This is a genomic window from Chryseobacterium sp. MHB01 (assembly GCF_034651565.1).
Lineage (GTDB): Bacteria > Bacteroidota > Bacteroidia > Flavobacteriales > Weeksellaceae > Chryseobacterium > Chryseobacterium nepalense.
In genome coordinates this window covers 100,835-117,474 of record NZ_JAYEDA010000008.1, presented here as the reverse complement: position 1 = coordinate 117,474, position 16,640 = coordinate 100,835, and the positions used below count along the sequence as shown (strand labels likewise).

The 16,640-nt window shown below is 37.2% G+C and carries 18 protein-coding genes; 11 read left to right on the top strand and 7 right to left on the bottom strand.

Annotated elements, in window-relative coordinates; genetic code table 11:
- Positions 1-3: 3 nt before the first annotated feature.
- The 3 genes from U9K52_RS14145 to U9K52_RS14135 all read left to right on the top strand — a co-directional run bounded on the left by U9K52_RS14145 (position 4) and on the right by U9K52_RS14135 (position 2,197).
- A complete protein-coding gene (locus U9K52_RS14145) occupies positions 4-330 on the top strand; it encodes an SUF system Fe-S cluster assembly protein (protein WP_029296148.1) in 327 nt (108 codons plus the stop codon).
- 165 nt (positions 331-495) lie between these two features.
- Positions 496-912 carry a hypothetical protein gene (locus tag U9K52_RS14140; RefSeq protein WP_322927105.1) on the top strand — a complete coding sequence of 139 codons (417 nt, stop codon included), beginning with the start codon at positions 496-498 and terminating at the stop codon, positions 910-912.
- A complete protein-coding gene (locus U9K52_RS14135; RefSeq protein ID WP_322927104.1) occupies positions 896-2,197 on the top strand; it encodes a C2 family cysteine protease in 1,302 nt (433 codons plus the stop codon). The genes U9K52_RS14140 and U9K52_RS14135 overlap by 17 nt, the downstream gene beginning before the upstream one ends.
- Before the next feature lie 56 nt (positions 2,198-2,253).
- On the opposite strand, the gene U9K52_RS14130 is transcribed toward U9K52_RS14135, so the two are convergent.
- Both U9K52_RS14130 and U9K52_RS14125 read right to left on the bottom strand, forming a co-directional pair.
- The gene (locus tag U9K52_RS14130) at positions 2,254-3,090 is read right to left on the bottom strand and encodes a sulfurtransferase (protein ID WP_263601970.1); all 837 of its coding nucleotides are present in this window, start codon (positions 3,088-3,090) and stop codon (positions 2,254-2,256) included.
- A 145-nt stretch (positions 3,091-3,235) separates the two neighbouring features.
- Positions 3,236-4,084 carry a hydroxymethylglutaryl-CoA lyase gene (locus U9K52_RS14125; RefSeq protein WP_263601969.1) on the bottom strand — a complete coding sequence of 283 codons (849 nt, stop codon included), beginning with the start codon at positions 4,082-4,084 and terminating at the stop codon, positions 3,236-3,238.
- A 188-nt stretch (positions 4,085-4,272) separates the two neighbouring features.
- Between U9K52_RS14125 and pepT the strand changes: the two genes are divergently transcribed.
- Positions 4,273-5,520: a peptidase T gene (gene pepT, locus U9K52_RS14120; protein ID WP_322927103.1), complete on the top strand. Its 1,248-nt coding sequence runs from the start codon at positions 4,273-4,275 to the stop codon at positions 5,518-5,520.
- Positions 5,521-5,784: 264 nt separating this feature from the next.
- Here the strand turns inward: pepT and thiL are convergent, their stop codons facing one another.
- Both thiL and U9K52_RS14110 read right to left on the bottom strand, forming a co-directional pair.
- Positions 5,785-6,840, bottom strand: coding sequence for a thiamine-phosphate kinase (gene thiL / locus U9K52_RS14115; protein ID WP_322927102.1), 1,056 nt, complete (start codon positions 6,838-6,840; stop codon positions 5,785-5,787).
- 61 nt (positions 6,841-6,901) lie between these two features.
- Entirely contained in the window at positions 6,902-7,396 is a 495-nt protein-coding gene (locus U9K52_RS14110; protein ID WP_263601966.1) for an acyl-CoA thioesterase, read from the bottom strand.
- Between the two features lie 294 nt (positions 7,397-7,690).
- Here U9K52_RS14110 and U9K52_RS14105 point away from each other — a divergent pair, with 294 nt between their 5' ends.
- Genes U9K52_RS14105 through U9K52_RS14090 form a run of 4 tightly spaced genes read left to right on the top strand, consistent with a single transcriptional unit; the run spans position 7,691 to position 10,907 of the window.
- Positions 7,691-8,893 (top strand): NAD(P)/FAD-dependent oxidoreductase, encoded by a 1,203-nt coding sequence (locus tag U9K52_RS14105; RefSeq protein WP_322927101.1) that lies wholly within the window; start codon positions 7,691-7,693, stop codon positions 8,891-8,893.
- A gap of 10 nt (positions 8,894-8,903) precedes the next feature.
- Positions 8,904-9,311 carry an energy transducer TonB gene (locus U9K52_RS14100; protein WP_248389137.1) on the top strand — a complete coding sequence of 136 codons (408 nt, stop codon included), beginning with the start codon at positions 8,904-8,906 and terminating at the stop codon, positions 9,309-9,311.
- Between the two features lie 6 nt (positions 9,312-9,317).
- On the top strand, positions 9,318-9,956 hold the full coding sequence (locus tag U9K52_RS14095; protein WP_322927100.1) for a DUF2306 domain-containing protein: 639 nt from the start codon (positions 9,318-9,320) through the stop codon (positions 9,954-9,956).
- Between the two features lie 33 nt (positions 9,957-9,989).
- Entirely contained in the window at positions 9,990-10,907 is a 918-nt protein-coding gene (locus tag U9K52_RS14090) for a YARHG domain-containing protein (RefSeq protein ID WP_322927099.1), read from the top strand.
- A 6-nt stretch (positions 10,908-10,913) separates the two neighbouring features.
- On the opposite strand, the gene U9K52_RS14085 is transcribed toward U9K52_RS14090, so the two are convergent.
- Complete coding sequence (locus U9K52_RS14085) at positions 10,914-11,288, bottom strand: DUF2809 domain-containing protein (protein WP_248389143.1); 375 nt, start codon at positions 11,286-11,288, stop codon at positions 10,914-10,916.
- Between the two features lie 258 nt (positions 11,289-11,546).
- Between U9K52_RS14085 and U9K52_RS14080 the strand changes: the two genes are divergently transcribed.
- From U9K52_RS14080 to U9K52_RS14070, 3 genes are read left to right on the top strand one after another with little or no spacing between them, the layout of a single operon-like run.
- Positions 11,547-11,975, top strand: a complete 429-nt coding sequence (locus tag U9K52_RS14080; RefSeq protein WP_248389144.1) for an energy transducer TonB — start codon at positions 11,547-11,549, stop codon at positions 11,973-11,975.
- Between the two features lie 38 nt (positions 11,976-12,013).
- Positions 12,014-12,460, top strand: a complete 447-nt coding sequence (locus tag U9K52_RS14075; protein ID WP_322927098.1) for an energy transducer TonB — start codon at positions 12,014-12,016, stop codon at positions 12,458-12,460.
- Positions 12,461-12,512: 52 nt separating this feature from the next.
- Positions 12,513-12,941 carry an energy transducer TonB gene (locus tag U9K52_RS14070; protein WP_248389146.1) on the top strand — a complete coding sequence of 143 codons (429 nt, stop codon included), beginning with the start codon at positions 12,513-12,515 and terminating at the stop codon, positions 12,939-12,941.
- Between the two features lie 5 nt (positions 12,942-12,946).
- Here U9K52_RS14070 and mutS read toward each other — a convergent pair whose 3' ends face one another.
- Positions 12,947-15,535, bottom strand: coding sequence for a DNA mismatch repair protein MutS (gene mutS, locus U9K52_RS14065; protein WP_322927097.1), 2,589 nt, complete (start codon positions 15,533-15,535; stop codon positions 12,947-12,949).
- Positions 15,536-15,689: 154 nt separating this feature from the next.
- Complete coding sequence (locus tag U9K52_RS14060; RefSeq protein WP_322927096.1) at positions 15,690-16,559, bottom strand: cupin-like domain-containing protein; 870 nt, start codon at positions 16,557-16,559, stop codon at positions 15,690-15,692.
- Between the last annotated feature and the right edge of the window lie 81 nt (positions 16,560-16,640).

Here is a 16,640-nt window from a genome sequence, read left to right as displayed (position 1 = left end):
AAAATGAAATTTACAGACGATCAGATTGCTGACATTGGTGAAGAGATCATCAACGTCTTAAAAACCGTATATGACCCTGAAATTCCGGTAGATATCTATGAATTAGGACTGGTTTATGATGTTCAGATTTCCGATGATGCGGATGTTAAGATCATCATGACCCTTACGACTCCCAATTGCCCGGTTGCAGAAACACTTCCTCAGGAAGTAAAAGATAAAGTAGCAGAAGTGGAAAATGTAAAAAGTGTTGACCTAGAACTTACATTCGAACCAAGCTGGAATAAGGACATGATGAGTGAGGAAGCCAAATTTGAGCTGGGAATGCTTTAATTGCTTTACTAAAATATTTTTCAATTTAATATTATTTTTAAATAACAGCTGTTTCATTTTTGAGACAGCTTTTTTTGTTTCCGTTTTTTCCCCATACATATTTCGTAAAAACACTAATATACACAATATCAAACCCGTATAACTTTGGCTTCAGAAATCAACAGTATGAAAGCCAATACAATCATCGTATCATTTAACAACGGAAGTGTTCCTCCGCAGTATGCATACCGATACCAGATTATTTTCTTTGAAGAGAATGGAAATGCAGAGTTCAAACTTTTTAAAGGCGATGAAAAGGATGAAAAAATGATTGTATCTGAACAAAAGAAATTTGATACGGAAATTTTTCTTCAGCTTCTTTATTTAGTAAATAATCTAGAGAATTCTCAAAAAAACCCGGCCATGGTGGGAGGAAGTGAAAGAATAATTAATGTTAATTCAAAAAAGATTACAATCGCTCCCGATGATGATCTCGGAGTTTCTTTATTCAACCGCTTTCTAAAACTGTACAGTACTGATTTTCAAACCAAATTAATATTAACCTTAATCTTTAAAACCAATTATCATGGACCAAGCACCTAAAGAAATGTTTGTAGGAGTAATTAATCCTTATGCATTAACCGAAGCTATTACAGGAAGAAAATTCGACTGGAAGGACGCAAAATCGTATCAGATCCTTGAAGAGACCCTGGAAACCAACTATTCAGAACTTTTTGACATCAAATTTAATTCACCTTTGTATGCCGGACTGGAACTTACTAAAGACAACACCGTACGTGCTCTGAAATCTGAGGAAGTTAAAGTAAGAGCCACCGATAAACTGGAATCTGTAAACCTTTCAAACATTAAAACCCTGAATGATCTTTCCACAACAGGAATAAAAGATCTGAATACCATTTCCGTAAAAAATGCGAGACTGGACAAAGGCGATGTAAAAATGGTACTGAATATCCCGAAGCTCAACAGTACGATCAACAACAGGCTGATTACGCCTTCCATAAAAAACATTATTTACGGACAGGTAATTGCAAACGGATGGACGCCTGCAGGAACATCCTGGAGTGACAGAGGAAATTTCTTCAATGATGTTACGGAATACAATGACCCGATTCAGGGAGCAATAGGCAACTGCTATTTCATTGCGGCAATTTCTGCGATCGCATGGGCAGCTCCTTACACTATTGAGCACAAAGTAAGAGCCACCGGAACAGGAGAAACTGACCGCACCAATGCGATTCAGTTTTTTACAAAAGGCGGAGGAAAAGATGCCGCAACGAGGCTCGTAGAAGTAACTGATAATACCATCATTAACGCGTCCAACAATCTGGTATACTGCAGAAGCAATGATGCAGGAGAAATTTGGCCCGCCGTTTATGAAAAAGCATTTGCAAAATGGATTACGAATGCAAATGATGATAAACCGGATATTTCCCAAACCGCCTATGGAGATCCCGCAAAAGCTGTTGCACAGCTTACCAATAAAACGCCGTATTACTATTACACCTCATCAAGAACAGGGCTTGATCTTTTCGGAATTGTGAGAGAAAACTCAATGAGCTATAAAACCTTTAATCCCATGGTTGCATGGACATACGGATCTGGGAAAGATTATACAGGATCAAATATTGTAGGAAACCATGCCTATACTGTTTTGGGATGGTCTACATTCAATAACAAAAATTATATTATCCTGAGAAATCCATGGGGAGTTACCGAACCAAACGGTTTAAATTCTTACCAAGGTCTGATCAGCTTTTTTGACGGAAGTTTCTGGAGACCCATCAACATGATTGGAAACGACGGTGTTTTCGCATTGGAAATCAACTCTTTTCAATATTACTTTGCCGCCTTGGGAGTTGCAAAATAAAACTGATACTTTTAATTAACCAACTTAAGCTTTCACAGATCTATCTGTGAAAGTTTTTATATTTCTTTTGCTATTTTCTTTCCTTCCCTTCTGCTCCACTCGCTCCAGGAACCTACGTATAGAGACGGGATTTCAAAACCGGCATGATGCAAAGCCAAAATCGTATGACAAGCCGTCACCCCGGAACCGCAGTGAATGATTAGATTTTCAGGTTTACCCTCCAATAATTTTAAATACTTTTCCTTTAAAATTTCAGGAGCAAGAAAATTGCCGTTTTCATCAAGATTTTCAGAGAACGGAATATTGATGGCTCCCGGAATATGTCCGGCTACAAGATCTATCGGCTCAGACTCTCCTCTGTAACGATATGCATCACGAACATCTATCACCGCTGAATTACCGTTTATCAATTCATTTTCAACCTCTTCCAGAGTGGACATCGAAAGAAGCCAATTTTCTCTTTTGATAATTTCAGCTTTTTCAAAAGTTTCTTCACCGAAAGAAAACTCAACATTTTGTTTTTCAGCATTTTGAAAACCTCCATCTAAAACCTGAACATTTTCAAACCCGAAAGCTTTCAACATCCACCAAGCTCTTGCGGCAGCATTAGCACCATTTTTATCATCGTAAATGATGATATGGGATTTTTCTGAAATCCCCAGTTCTGAAAGTGTTTCTGCAAATTTTTCAATTCCAGGAAGCGGATGTCTTCCTCCGAATGCGGCATTTTCACCAATTTCTGCAAGATCCTTATCCAGATCAATAAATCTTGCTCCTTTAAGATGTTTTTCAAGGTAATTATGATATACATCTTTTCCTACTCGTGCATCAAGAATAACAAGATTTTCTGTCGGAAGATTTTTTAATTCGGATGGTAAGATGATGGGTGACATTTTATTAAGTTATTTAAATTAAGTTTAGGCTAAGCCAATTGGTTGTGAATAGTAAAGCGGGTCAAAGCCCGCCCCTTATTAATTTTGATTATTAGAAATCCTTCAACAAGCATGATCATCCCGCAAATGATAGAATATTTGTTATTTAAAAATGGAAAATATCCTTCGCCTTATTATAGGCACTTTCAAAATTCAGAAGGTTAAGCTTATGCTTTGCTTTTTCCACGCTCATAAAGTTGATTACCTGTTCAGTCGGCATATTTCCCACCAGATCATCTTTTGCCATCGGACAACCCCCGATTCCTTTAATAGCACTATCGAACCTTCTGCAACCCTGATCATATGCCGCCTTTAATTTAGAATAAGAATCTTCATAACGATTATGAAAATGTCCGCCGAAATTGATCTCAGGATATTTTGCAGGAATCTTTTCAAACAAAAGAGTGATAGTTTCCGGTGTTGCAACACCTGTAGTATCAGAAAGCAAGATATCTTTAATTCCTATTTCTGAAAAGCGCTGAGCCCAGAAATCCACATCTTCCCATTTCCACATTTCCCCATAAGGATTTCCGAAAGCCATTGAAAAATAAATGTTCAGCTGCCGGTTTTCACTTTTTACCAGTTCCAGCATTCTGATAATTTCGTTGAAAGCTTCTTCCTGGCTTTTATTGGTATTCCTGTGCTGAAAAGTTTCAGAAATAGAAAACGGGAATCCGATGATGTCTACGGATGGATGTTTAAGAGCTTTTTCTGCACCACGATAATTCCCGATAATAGCAGAAACTTTTGTATTGGATCTGGATTTATCAATATTCTCGGCAACCTCAGCAGAGTCGGCCATTTGAGGAATTGCTTTAGGAGAAACGAAGCTCAGGCAATCCAACACATCAAAACCAACATCCATCAAGGAGTTGATATAATCTATTTTTTTATCTGTGGGGATGAATTCTCCCCAACCCTGCATTGCATCGCGCGGACATTCAGTAAGGAACATTTTATACTTTTAGATTTTCTCAAATATAATAAAACTAAACTATTTAGTTTCTTTACAAACAAATCTACCATTATTTTGATTCTCAAATATTTATATATCATTTATAATTTCGATTGTTTATATCCGCTTACAATTAAGCCATTCTGAAACTCAAATTTGTTAACTTTGCCCACAAATTTATACTAATAATGAGCGCAATAGAATTCAACCCTTTATGGAAAGAAAAGTTACTGAACCGTTTTCTTACTTATGTAAAAATATATTCAACCAGCGATGCTGAAAGTGAGACTACCCCTTCTACGGAAAGACAATGGGATATCGCCAACTATATTGCTGAAGAGCTGAAAACAATTGGTCTTGAAGAAGTATCTATCGATGAAAATGGTTATATCATGGGTTATATTACTTCAAATCTTGAAAATAATAACCAACCCACTATAGGATTTATTTCGCATTATGACACTTCTCCGGATTTCAGCGGAGAAAATGTAAAGCCTCAGGTTTGGGAAAATTACGACGGAAGTGATCTTGTTTTAAATCAGACAACAGGATTTACCTTATCCCCTTCAAAATTTGAAAGCCTGAAAAAATATGTTGGTCAGACCCTGATCACAACAGACGGTAATACATTATTGGGAGCAGATGATAAAGCCGGCTGTGCGGAAATTGTAACCGCTGCGGAATATCTGGTTGCGCATCCTGAAATCAAGCATGGAAGAATTGCGGTAGGATTTACGCCTGATGAAGAAATTGGAAGAGGAGCGCATAAATTTGATGTGGCGAAATTCGGGGCAGAATTTGCTTATACGATGGATGGCGGAGAAGTTGGCGAACTGGAATATGAAAATTTCAATGCAGCGGGAGCGGTGGTAAAGATCCACGGTTTGAGCGTTCACCCTGGATATGCTTATGGTAAAATGGTGAATGCCGCTTTACTGGCTGCCGAATTTGCCCAAATGCTTCCGGCAAACGAAACGCCTGCAACCACAAAAGGTTTTGACGGCTTTTATCATTTAATGGATCTGAATGCTGATATTTCTGAAGCTAAATTACAGTACATCATCCGTGATCACGATGCCGATAAATTTGAGGCAAGAAAGAAAGTCATGGAAGAAAAAGTTGCAGAATTTAATCAAAAACACGGTGAGGGCACTGCCGAAATTGAAATTAAAGAGCAATACAGAAATATGAAGCAGCAGTTTAATGGTAAAATGTACATCATCGACCGTGCAGCTGCAGCCATGAGAGAAGCCGGAATTGAGCCTAAAATCAAAGCCATCCGAGGTGGCACAGACGGTGCACAGCTATCTTATATGGGACTTCCTTGTCCGAATATTTTTGCGGGAGGAATCAATTTCCACGGACCGTATGAGTATGTGGCTCTGGAAAGTATGCAGAAGGCAATGGAAGTAATCCTGAATATCGTGAAAGCGTAAAATATCAGAATACTTAACTAGAATCAGCTTTGTCAAAGTTCGAAACTTTGACAAAGTTGATTTATAAAGGCTTTAAAGCTGATATTTAACCTGTTTCAACTAAAAGCCAAATAATAGATCAGGCCCCACACAACAGCAAAAAATAAAGTAACCCTGAAGGTATCCTTTAAATTCTGAGGCTGTTTTTTAATAAAGTGTTTATATAGGGTTACTATTAAAAATGTAATAATAATTAAAGTCGGGAGAACCGTAAAAGTTAGCATGCTAGTTTGAATTTAAAAAAGCATCCCAACCCTGCGCCGTCAAAGCAACCAGTTGGTTTGATCCTCTTGCGACCATAAAATTTCCATCTTCTTTTTCAACGGCATGCCCGATGATCGTAAAATCCGGGTGATTTTTAATCTTATCAAAATCATTCGGTGAAATCGTGAATAATAATTCATAATCTTCCCCTCCGCTTAATGCAGTTACCACAGGATTTAGATTAAATTCATCTGCTGTGGAAATCGTCAGGCTGTCCATCGGAATTTTCTCTTCATACAATCTGAATCCTACTCCGGACTGATCCGAAAGGTGAAGTACTTCCGAAGCCAGTCCGTCCGAAATATCGATCATCGAAGTCGGTTTAATATCCAGCTGTTCCAAAATTCCTTTTACATCGGTTCTTGCTTCCGGTTTCAGCTGTCTTTCAAGAATATAATCGTAGCCTTCCATTTCAGGCTGCATATTAGGATCAGCCAGGAAAACCGCATGTTCTCTTTCAAGGATCTGAAGTCCCATATAAGCACCTCCCAAATCACCGGTTACCACCAGCAGATCATTTGGTTTGGCTCCGTTTCTTTTAACAATATTTTCATCATTTTCCATTCCGATTGCCGTAATGCTCATGACAAGACCCGCGTTGGAACTCGTTGTATCTCCGCCAATTAAATCGATTTTGTATCTTGAGCAGGCTGCCTGAATTCCGGAATAAATTTCCTCTAATGCTTCCACCGGAAACCGATTGGAAACTGCAAGCGAAACAAGAATCTGAGTTGGTGTCGCATTCATTGCTGCAATATCACTCAGGTTTACGACAACTGCTTTATAACCCAGATGTTTCAACGGGACGTATCCCAAATTAAAATGTACTCCTTCAGCCAGCACATCTGTCGTAAGAACTACTTTTTTATTTTCAGGATTAATGACTGCAGCATCATCTCCTACTCCAAGTTCAGAAGAACTGTTAGATAAAGAAAATTGCTCTGTCAAATGCTTTATCAGACCAAACTCTCCTAATTTGGAGATGGGGGTCAATTCCTGTGATTTATCTTCAAACATATTTTTAATATAAGTAATGAATAATTAGTAATGAGTAATTTTACACTTGAAACTCAAAACTTTAACCCGTAAATTCTGACGGATCAATATTATGCGGATGGAAAGGGAATTTTTTAAAGTCCTCTTTCGAAAGCACCACTGTTTCGGGAGTTTTATATTTGTTCATCGCTTCCACTACATCATCCGGCGGAGTGGTCATTTTTCTGAGCATCATATCGATCCAGACTCCTGTAGCCTCGGAAGTGGCACAATGCACACCGTCCGGCGTATAAAACTTATGAAGAAATCTGTAGATAGAAGAGTCTTCTGAACATCCATCAATTTCAACACTTACAATTACCGTCTGATCGGCATAAATTTCTTTAAAAAACGAATACCGCTCATGCAGGATCACCGGCCCGATTCCCCATCTGCTCAATTGGGTAACACCCATTTTCTCTTTTGTCATGAATGCCATTCTCGCCTGTGCGCAATATTGCACATAAGATGAATTGGCTAAATGTTTGTTAGCATCAAGATCGCTCCAGCGTACTTCAAATTTATGGTAAAATATCATTTAAACTTTATTTTAAATATGAATTTAATTTTATCACAAAAGCCTTTTTACAGATACATTAAATTTTTAAATTCCTGTATGCGTATATTTAGATATGGAAAGGAAAATCAAGATTTTCAAATTACTTTGCACTTTTCCATCATCAAAAGACAACTTAAACTTTTGTGACTTTTGTGGTTGATAATTTTCACTCTAAAAAATGAAAAATTATATTCTTCAAAATTACTCAAATAAGATGGTTTATAAAAATTGTAGTTTTGCAAAAATAATCCTGAGCATAGGATTACAAAGAATATGAAACACATCATCATTATCGGCGGTGGTGCTGCAGGATTTTTCTGCGCTGCCAACCTTGACGCAACGAAGTATAAGATCACTATTCTCGAACAGAATTCAGATGTTCTCCAAAAGGTAAAAATTTCAGGAGGAGGCCGGTGTAATGTTACCCATGCCTGTTTCGATCCCAGAGAGCTGGTTCAGTTTTATCCGCGCGGAAATAAAGAACTCCTCAGCGTTTTTACTCGTTTTCAGCCGGGAGATACGATGGAATGGTTTGAAAACCGAAAAGTTCCATTAAAGATTGAAGGCGATAATCGTGTTTTCCCGGAAAGCAATTCTTCGCAGACGATCATTAATGCGATGCTGGAAGAAATTCGTAGCAAAAATGTTGAAGTTAAGACCAAATGCTCGGTTAAACAAATTGAAAAACAGGAAGGGAAATATCTTATACAAACGAGTCTGGGTGATTTTGAGGCTGATTATATTATTTATTCAACAGGAAGTTCTCCAAAGTCTTTAAAAATAATTGAAAGTTTAGGACACAACATTATTGATCTGGTTCCTTCCCTTTTTACGTTTAATATAAAGGATAATTTGCTTAAAGATCTGGCAGGAACAAGCTTTGAAATGGCAGAAACCTCTATCCCGAAATTAAAAACGGAAGAAAGCGGACCATTGCTGATCACCCATTGGGGGCTTTCAGGACCGGCAATTCTTAAAATTTCTGCATGGGAGGCCGTGAATCTTGCAAAAATGAAATACAATTTTGAAGTTGAAGTGAATTTTATTTCAAAATCACTTGATAGTGCAGAGGAAATATTTCAGCAATTCAAACAATCCAATCCTAAAAAGACGATTGGACAATCTAAAATTTTTGATATAACGAATCGTTTCTGGCAAAGAATTCTGGAAGTATCAAACATTGATCTTAATAAACAGGTGGCCAATATTTCTAAAAAAGAAATGGACAGAATTATTGAAAATCTTTGTAAAAAGAAATTTCAGGTTACCGGGAAATCAACATTTAAAGATGAATTTGTAACGGCCGGAGGTGTTGATTTAAAAGAGATTAACTTTAAAAATATGTCTTCTAAAATTTTACCTAATTTTTATATTGCCGGAGAGGTTCTGAATATTGATGCCGTAACCGGAGGTTTTAATTTTCAGGCATGCTGGAGTGAAGCCTGGCTGATTGCGCAGGATTTGAATAATTTATAATTAATATACTATGAAAAAAATAATTGCGTGCGTTGCCTTATTAACTTTTACGACAATATATGCACAAGAAATCTCTCATCCCAGAGAACCTATTGGAAAAGAAATCGTTATTAATGAATTCAATAAACCTGCTGAATATCAAGGAAGTGTTAATGGGTTTCGAAATGAGTTTATGAAATTGTTCAGAGGAGAGAAAATACATGCACAAGGAAAAGTACAATCTGAAGCCTTACTTACAATTTCTGAAGAGGGTAATGTTACAGATATTAAGATTGTAGGAGATAATCCTTCCATGAATAAAGAGATGGAACGCGTAATAAAAATTATGTCCAAAAATAAATGGACTCCTGCACTGTTTGACGGAAAACCTATAAAATCTAAGTTTAGATTACCTATAAATATGATTGTGGAAAATTAATATGTAATGCTTTCAGTCAAAAAAAACCTTTCCATCACACTTAAAATCCTTTTAATCATTGGATTCGGATATTTCTTTTGGCTGATGCTGAAAATCACGCTGGAATATATTCCGGTGAGAAAAGAGGTTAGTTTTTTGATGATTAAACAAACGGAAGTAACAGAACGTCCGGACTATTTATATTTATTTTATGCCCATGTGTACACCAGTATTTTTGTATTGCTTAGCGGGTTTTTAGCAATTCTCAGAAAAGATTTCGGAATAAAAAACTTGCATAAAAATATCGGAAAAACATACATTTTCCTAATTCTCGTCTTTGCAGCGCCGTCAGGAATTTATATGGGAATATTTGCCAATGGCGGAATCTATTCTAAAATTTCATTTGTTATTTTAGGCTGTTTATGGTGGTTATCAACTTTCAAAGCGTATCAATTAGCCCGGCAGAAAAATTTTAAAAAACATCAGCAATGGATGTGGCGGAGCTTTGCCCTTACACTTTCTGCAGTTACCCTAAGAATGTGGAAAGTAATTATAGTATATTTATTGCATCCGAATCCGATGGATGTATATCAGATTATTGCATGGCTGGGCTGGATTCCGAACCTTTTATTCATTGAATATTTAATTGCTAAAAAATATATCTGAATTAATCGACACCAAAATAAACAACAACTGCATATGAAAAATTTAAAATTATTTTTGACAGTTTCCCTGATGATAGGTTTAACAGGCTGTAAAAAAGAAACAGAAAACTCTAATGGAAAGAAAGACAGCATAACCGTAAAGAAAGACTCTCTTGCTGTGCCTGAAATTCATAAAGAATATTATGGGATTTACATGGGAGATTTTGCAGGAAAAGAAATCATTACTACTGAAATCGGGGAAGATTACGAAGGGGATGTTTACAAAAGAATAGCCCTGAAAATCAACAGAATCACAAAAGACAGTGTATACGGACAAAGTATTGTAGACGGAAACCAGCGCCCTTTCCGTGGTGTCTTTAATGAAGCTGCAGCATCTTTCATCCTTGATGAACCGGGAAATGACAAGACCGACGGAAGGTTTGAAGTGAAACTCAGCAATGACAGCCTTACCGGAACATGGAACGCATTTAATAAGACCGCCGTAAAAGCGCCGTCGAAAAGGGTAAAGCTGATAAAAAAAGAATTTGTCTATAATCCGAACTTTATGCTAAGTCCGGACAACGACCTCATCGACTGGGAAAACCCAAAAAGTTTTGTCGAAAAATATACCGATGAGGAAACAGGAAAAACAGAAACCTACACTGCCTCCAAAAACAGAATTGCTTCCGATGCTGTTTTTAAGATCAATGCTTCTAAACAGAAATTGACTGAAAAAGACGTTAAAAATCTTCGTAAGCTGGATATGGAAATTATCAAAAATTCCGTATTTGCACGCCACGGTTATTCTTTCAAAAAAGCGACATACCGTAATTTCTTTGAACAGACCGACTGGTACATTCCGGTCTCTGATAACGTAGACAACGATCTTTCATCCCTGGAAAAAGAAAATGTAGCCTTACTCAACCGTTTCATCAAATATGCGGAGGATAAGTACGACAGTTTCGGAAGGTAACTCCGCTTATTTTTTAGGAACTAAAAGAAACAACAGCAGGCATCCCGCAGCATAACATGCGATATCAATCCACGAAAAAGAATTTCCAACGATAACATACATAATACTTCCGGGCGGTAATCCCATTTTTTCGGCAATATGGAAATATTGCGCCCATTCTACCAGACAGGAAAAAAGGAAGATCCCCAGAATAAGGATGTGATTGTTTTTAATGATCAGGAAAGATTTAACAAGCGTAAAGAGCAGCATTACGACTATAACATCCCCAAGATAAGCCCTTACGAAAAATATATTACTGAATACTGTGGCAATCAATATTTCAATAACAAAAATGATTATGCTGATAAGGAAATAGGTAAGACTAAATGTTAATCTGATCATCCGGATGTTTATTTGATGCAATGATATTGAATTTTTCATTATTTATAGGCTTATTTCGATTGCCGTTTTAAAATTCATTATTTATTTATCTAAAACTTGATGGAACCTATTTTCTTTAAGATTCGGAAAAAGTTTCGGCGCCCTGCGGGCGCCGAAACTTTTTCCGAATCAACTAAAAATTAACATTTCTTTATTCCGCCTAACAATTTCTTCGGTGTTATTTTTGCTGTCCTGAAACAATCAAATATATTTTATAAAATGAAGAAGATCATATTATTTTCAGCATTTTTTTTCAGCACTTTTCTATTTTCACAGTCGGAATACGGCTCCGTCTCACAACTTCCTGATTATGAAATTTTAAAAAAGAAAATGAAGCTTGAAGATGTTGTTACCAAAGCAGATACCGCACCTGAATTTCCCGGAGGGATAGAAAATTTCAAAAGGCAGTTTGCAGAAAAAATGGATATTATCAATGTAAAATCCAAAAATATTGACACAAGAGTGTATTTCATTGTTGAAAAAAACGGATATGTGCGATTTGTAACGGCAACAGGAAGTGATAAAAAACATTCGGATGCGGCAGAATTGGCCGTGAGAAGATTATTTATAAAATGGAAGCCCGCAACAGTGAATGGCGAACCGGTTCGGTATCTTTATACATTCCCGCTGACATTGAAGAAATCTTAAAACTAAATTTAAATATTTATATTTGGTGAAATTTAATCATGAAAAGACTTTTAATCTGTCTGTCTGTACTGTTTTACCAGGTATATTTTTCACAGGTGGCTTCCGGCGGTGAGCCTACAACATCTTTCTCTATTCCGGAAGAGATTGCACAGAAATTTAATTATGAAAAGCGGAATAATGACAACAACTCCGTAATTGCTCCCGAATTTCCCGGTGGAATCAATGAGTTCCGAAAAGAATTTGCCAATAATTTTGATACATCTGCTCTCGAAAAGATAAAAGGACAGGTTTCAACAATCGTTTACTTTTCCATAGAAACGGATGGAACAATTTCACAGATTTTAGCTCAGGGTGACAATGCTGATTTTAATCAAGAAGCAGAAAAGACCGTCAGAAGTCTTAAGAAATCCTGGGTTCCCGCGAAAAAAGATGATGTTCCCGTGCGGTATATTTTTCAGTTGCCAATAAAAATGCAGTTTGAATAATACGAAGAATTACATTAAATCAATAGTACTAAACTTTATCAAAACTTTACCCGTGAAAATAATACAAATTTTCTTTTTATTTTTCTGTATTTTCATTTCTGCCCAGGAAGAACCCCTGCCAACGGCTGAACTTAATGAACTTTTGATGGTGGAGAGAAATGGCAGAGCAAAAATCGAAATAGAAAAACCTGCTGTCTTCCCATCAGGAACAACTGCATTGAATAATAGGATTATTAAAAATTTCAGAACGCGAAAAATAATCAGTAATGCAGAAATAGAAACCTGCCAAATTAGTTTTATTATCGATAAAGAAGGTTCGATGGTCGATGTAAAAGCTTCCGGCTCCAATGAAAGTTTTAACAGAGAAGCAGAGAGGGCCATTTTAAAAATTAAAGATAAATGGATTCCTGGTGAATTGAATGGTGAAAAAGCTCGCTATAAATTTCGTATTCCTTTAACAATCACTTTCGATAAAAATTAAATAAATTACCCTCCAATCATTTTTTTAATGGAATTCAGTTTCATTAAAGCTTCTATTGGTGTTAAAGTATTGATATCAATCTTTGTAAGTTCCTCACGGATATTTTCCAGAACAGGATCATCCAATTGAAAAAAAGAAAGCTGCATATTTTCTTCCGTTACCCTTTTGATGCTTTCCGAAGAGCTGCCCTGAGTGCGGCTGGCTTCAAGTGTTTTCAGGATTTCATTGGCTCTGTTGACTACTTTTGCAGGCATTCCCGCCAGTTTAGCCACATGAATCCCGAAGCTGTGCTCGCTTCCACCCGGAATCAGTTTTCTTAAAAAAATGATATTGCCTTTATTTTCCTGAATGGAAACATGGAAATTTTTCACACGCTCAAAGTTCACCGTCATTTCATTCAGCTCATGATAATGCGTTGCAAACAACGTTTTTGCCTGCGTAGGATGTTGATGAAGATATTCGGCAATGGCCCAGGCGATGGAAACGCCATCATAGGTGGAAGTTCCGCGCCCGATTTCATCTAAAAGAATCAGACTGCGTTCTGAAATATTATTCAAAATATTAGCCGCCTCATTCATCTCTACCATAAAGGTTGATTCCCCTGCAGAAATATTATCTGTAGCGCCGACTCTGGTGAAAATTTTATCCAGAATCCCTATTTCAGCATATTTTGCAGGAACAAAACTTCCGATCTGTGCCATCAGGCAAACAATTGCCGTCTGACGGAGAATAGCCGATTTACCGGCCATATTTGGCCCTGTAACCATGATAATCTGTTGGGAATCTTTATCCAGATAAATATCATTCGGAATATATTTTTCTCCTAAAGGAAGTGCATTTTCAATGATCGGGTGCCGTGCTTCTTTTAGATCAATCGCAAAAGTTTCATTTAAAACAGGCTTTGTATAACTTTCAGAAACAGCAAGTTCGGACAATCCAACCGCCACATCAAGCTGCGCAATAATATGTGAGTTTTCCTGAATCTGATCCATATAAATGATCGTGTCTCCGCACACTTTTCTGTAAAGTTCAATTTCCAGAACTCCTATTTTTTCTTCCGCACCCAGAATCTGGTTTTCGTATTCTTTGAGTTCTTCGGTAATATACCTTTCTGCATTCACCAGTGTCTGCTTTCTTAGCCAGTCTGCCGGAACTTTATCTTTATGCGTATTTCTTACCTCAATATAATATCCGAAAACATTATTAAAATCAATCTTAAGACTGGAAATTCCGGTTCTTTCAATTTCACGCTGACACATTTCATCAAGGAAACCGCGGCCTTTCGACTGCAATCCTCTTAGTCTGTCCAGCTCTTCAGAGATTCCGTCTTTAATCACATTTCCTTTCGCCAGGTTCACGGGCAGTTCGTCATTCAGGTGATTCTGAAGGCATTTGATTAGTTCTTCCTGGTCATACAGCGGATCAAGCCACGCCAACACATCGGCGTGAGGATGAAGCAAACCTTTAATCTTATGAATATTAATAAGGCTTTGGCGAAGATATCCCAGTTCTTTTGGTGAAATTTTTTCCGCTGCCAGTTTTCCCATTAGCCGGTCCAGATCCGATATGGATTTCAAAAGCTGGGAAATTTCATATTTCAAATGATCATTTTCATTTAAAAAGTCAATTAAAGAAAGCCTTCTGTTGATTTCGTTAACAGACTTCAGCGGTAAAATAATCCTTCTTCTCAAGAGCCTTCCACCCATCGGTGTAGAAGTTCTGTCGATAATATCGAGTAAAGATTTTCCCTGCGCATTGCTTGGATAAACAATTTCGAGATTTCTCAGTGTGAAATTATCCATCATCAGAAAATCTTCCTGTGGAATAATCTGAATCTTGGTAATGTGAGATAATAAATTGTGGTGTGTATCTTCAACCAGATAAGCAAAAATAGCCCCTGCTGCGGTAATGGCCAGCTGCTGGTTTTCAATTCCGAATCCTTTTAACGAATTGGTTTTAAAGTGATTCGTAAGTTTTTCATAGGCAAAATTATATTGATAAGCCCAGTCTTCCAGCTTAAAAGCACTCCTGTTCTTAAGCTGCTCCGGAATCTGAACACTTCTCTGATAAATAATTTCACTCGGATCGAATGTATGAACAATATGAAGCAGCTTTTCCAGATTTCCTTCACTTACCAGAAATTCGCCGGTAGAAATATCCACCAGCGCAATTCCGAATTTTTCTTTTTCTTTATGAAGGGAAAGCAAAAAGTTATTCTTCTTTGAATTAAGTACCTGATCATTGAATGTCACCCCCGGTGTAACCAATTCCGTGACCCCTCTTTTTACAATTCCTTTCACCATTTTCGGGTCTTCCAGCTGATCACAGATGGCGACTCTCATCCCGGCTCTTACCAGTTTCGGAAGGTAAGAATCTACAGAATGATGCGGAAATCCAGCCAGTTCGATATGTCCTTCTCCATTGGCTCTTTTGGTAAGAACAATTCCTAAAATCTGAGATGTTTTAATGGCATCCTGGCCAAACGTTTCATAAAAGTCTCCTACTCTGAATAGTAAAAGTGCATCAGGATATTTTGCCTTGATGGTATTATACTGTGTCATTAACGGAGTTTCTTTCTTCGCTGCCTTTGCCATTAAAATTCTGTCTTAAAATTGGTCGGTAAAAATAGGAAATAAAATATTAGCAGTAAAGTGCTTTATGATTTCTCACAGATCGCACAGATCACATAAATAATTTAATTTTTTTGCGTTAAAGAATATAAAATTCTGTGAAAATCCGCGGGAAAAATTAAACGTTATGCTTGGCCAAAGCCCTGGAGCTCTTCTCATAAGCCCATTTCTGCTTGTAATTCACCCATTTTGCTTTAAAAAGTTTTCTCATAAGCTTGTCTGTATACCTCATGATAAATACATGATACAGCATATTGGCAAAGACAGCTGGCTTGTTGGGCAATGCACGAAGCGACATGGAAAATCCGGGTTCGAGATACCTGTTGAAATGCCAGAAACCTCCGGGAATAAAAAGCGCATCGCCGTGTTCCATAAAAATCTCATAACCCCGTGCATGTTTCAATGCCGGAAACTTTTCATAATCAGGATTTTCGTAATCTAAATCATATACCGTGTGCACCGACATCGGAACTTTGTATAAAAAAGCCGATTGTTTTTGATCAAACAGAAGAATTCTTTTTTTTCCTTCAAAGTGAATATGCAGAAAATCACCCAGGTCCACATCATAATGCATCAGTACATGCGCTGCACTGCCTCCGAAAAACAGCGTTGGAAGCCTTTTGAAAAACTTTATCCCCAAATCAGGATAGGTGAAATTTTTAAGCAGTTCCGGAAGACGGTCGGTAATGATATAAAAGAAAATACGCAGATCAGAAGGCTTCGTTCTGATCGTATCAATATAATCCTCCATTTTCATATGGGTAACCGGTGCGTCGGAGCTTTTGGATGCATCGGCTGGTTTGTTATCATAAAGCGGAACATCCTGCCCGCCGGCTTTTTCGCGGATAAAATCAAAATTCCATTTATCAAAAGCTTCCCATCGGCTTGCAAAATTCTTGATGAGCAATGGTTTATGCTTTTTAAAATAGTTGTTCTGAAAATCTTCTTTGCTAATATCAGTGACAATATCTACGTTTCCGAGGATCATTTGGTGTGGTGTTTTTAATTTCGAAATAAAAGTAAGGTTTTTTTGAATTTTGTAAAAATTTTAACCGATATCAGACCTTAT

Excerpts from the sequence above, each read along its gene's own strand:
- U9K52_RS14145 (WP_029296148.1), top strand. The coding sequence starts at position 4 with ATGAAATTTACAGACGATCAGATTGCTGACATTGGTGAAGAGATCATC.
- U9K52_RS14140 (WP_322927105.1), top strand. The coding sequence starts at position 496 with ATGAAAGCCAATACAATCATCGTATCATTTAACAACGGAAGTGTTCCT.
- U9K52_RS14135 (WP_322927104.1), top strand. The coding sequence starts at position 896 with ATGGACCAAGCACCTAAAGAAATGTTTGTAGGAGTAATTAATCCTTAT.
- U9K52_RS14130 (WP_263601970.1), bottom strand. The coding sequence starts at position 3,090 with ATGTCACCCATCATCTTACCATCCGAATTAAAAAATCTTCCGACAGAA.
- U9K52_RS14125 (WP_263601969.1), bottom strand. The coding sequence starts at position 4,084 with ATGTTCCTTACTGAATGTCCGCGCGATGCAATGCAGGGTTGGGGAGAA.
- pepT (WP_322927103.1), top strand. The coding sequence starts at position 4,273 with ATGAGCGCAATAGAATTCAACCCTTTATGGAAAGAAAAGTTACTGAAC.
- thiL (WP_322927102.1), bottom strand. The coding sequence starts at position 6,840 with ATGTTTGAAGATAAATCACAGGAATTGACCCCCATCTCCAAATTAGGA.
- U9K52_RS14110 (WP_263601966.1), bottom strand. The coding sequence starts at position 7,396 with ATGATATTTTACCATAAATTTGAAGTACGCTGGAGCGATCTTGATGCT.
- U9K52_RS14105 (WP_322927101.1), top strand. The coding sequence starts at position 7,691 with ATGAAACACATCATCATTATCGGCGGTGGTGCTGCAGGATTTTTCTGC.
- U9K52_RS14100 (WP_248389137.1), top strand. The coding sequence starts at position 8,904 with ATGAAAAAAATAATTGCGTGCGTTGCCTTATTAACTTTTACGACAATA.
- U9K52_RS14095 (WP_322927100.1), top strand. The coding sequence starts at position 9,318 with ATGCTTTCAGTCAAAAAAAACCTTTCCATCACACTTAAAATCCTTTTA.
- U9K52_RS14090 (WP_322927099.1), top strand. The coding sequence starts at position 9,990 with ATGAAAAATTTAAAATTATTTTTGACAGTTTCCCTGATGATAGGTTTA.
- U9K52_RS14085 (WP_248389143.1), bottom strand. The coding sequence starts at position 11,288 with ATGATCAGATTAACATTTAGTCTTACCTATTTCCTTATCAGCATAATC.
- U9K52_RS14080 (WP_248389144.1), top strand. The coding sequence starts at position 11,547 with ATGAAGAAGATCATATTATTTTCAGCATTTTTTTTCAGCACTTTTCTA.
- U9K52_RS14075 (WP_322927098.1), top strand. The coding sequence starts at position 12,014 with ATGAAAAGACTTTTAATCTGTCTGTCTGTACTGTTTTACCAGGTATAT.
- mutS (WP_322927097.1), bottom strand. The coding sequence starts at position 15,535 with ATGGCAAAGGCAGCGAAGAAAGAAACTCCGTTAATGACACAGTATAAT.
- U9K52_RS14060 (WP_322927096.1), bottom strand. The coding sequence starts at position 16,559 with ATGATCCTCGGAAACGTAGATATTGTCACTGATATTAGCAAAGAAGAT.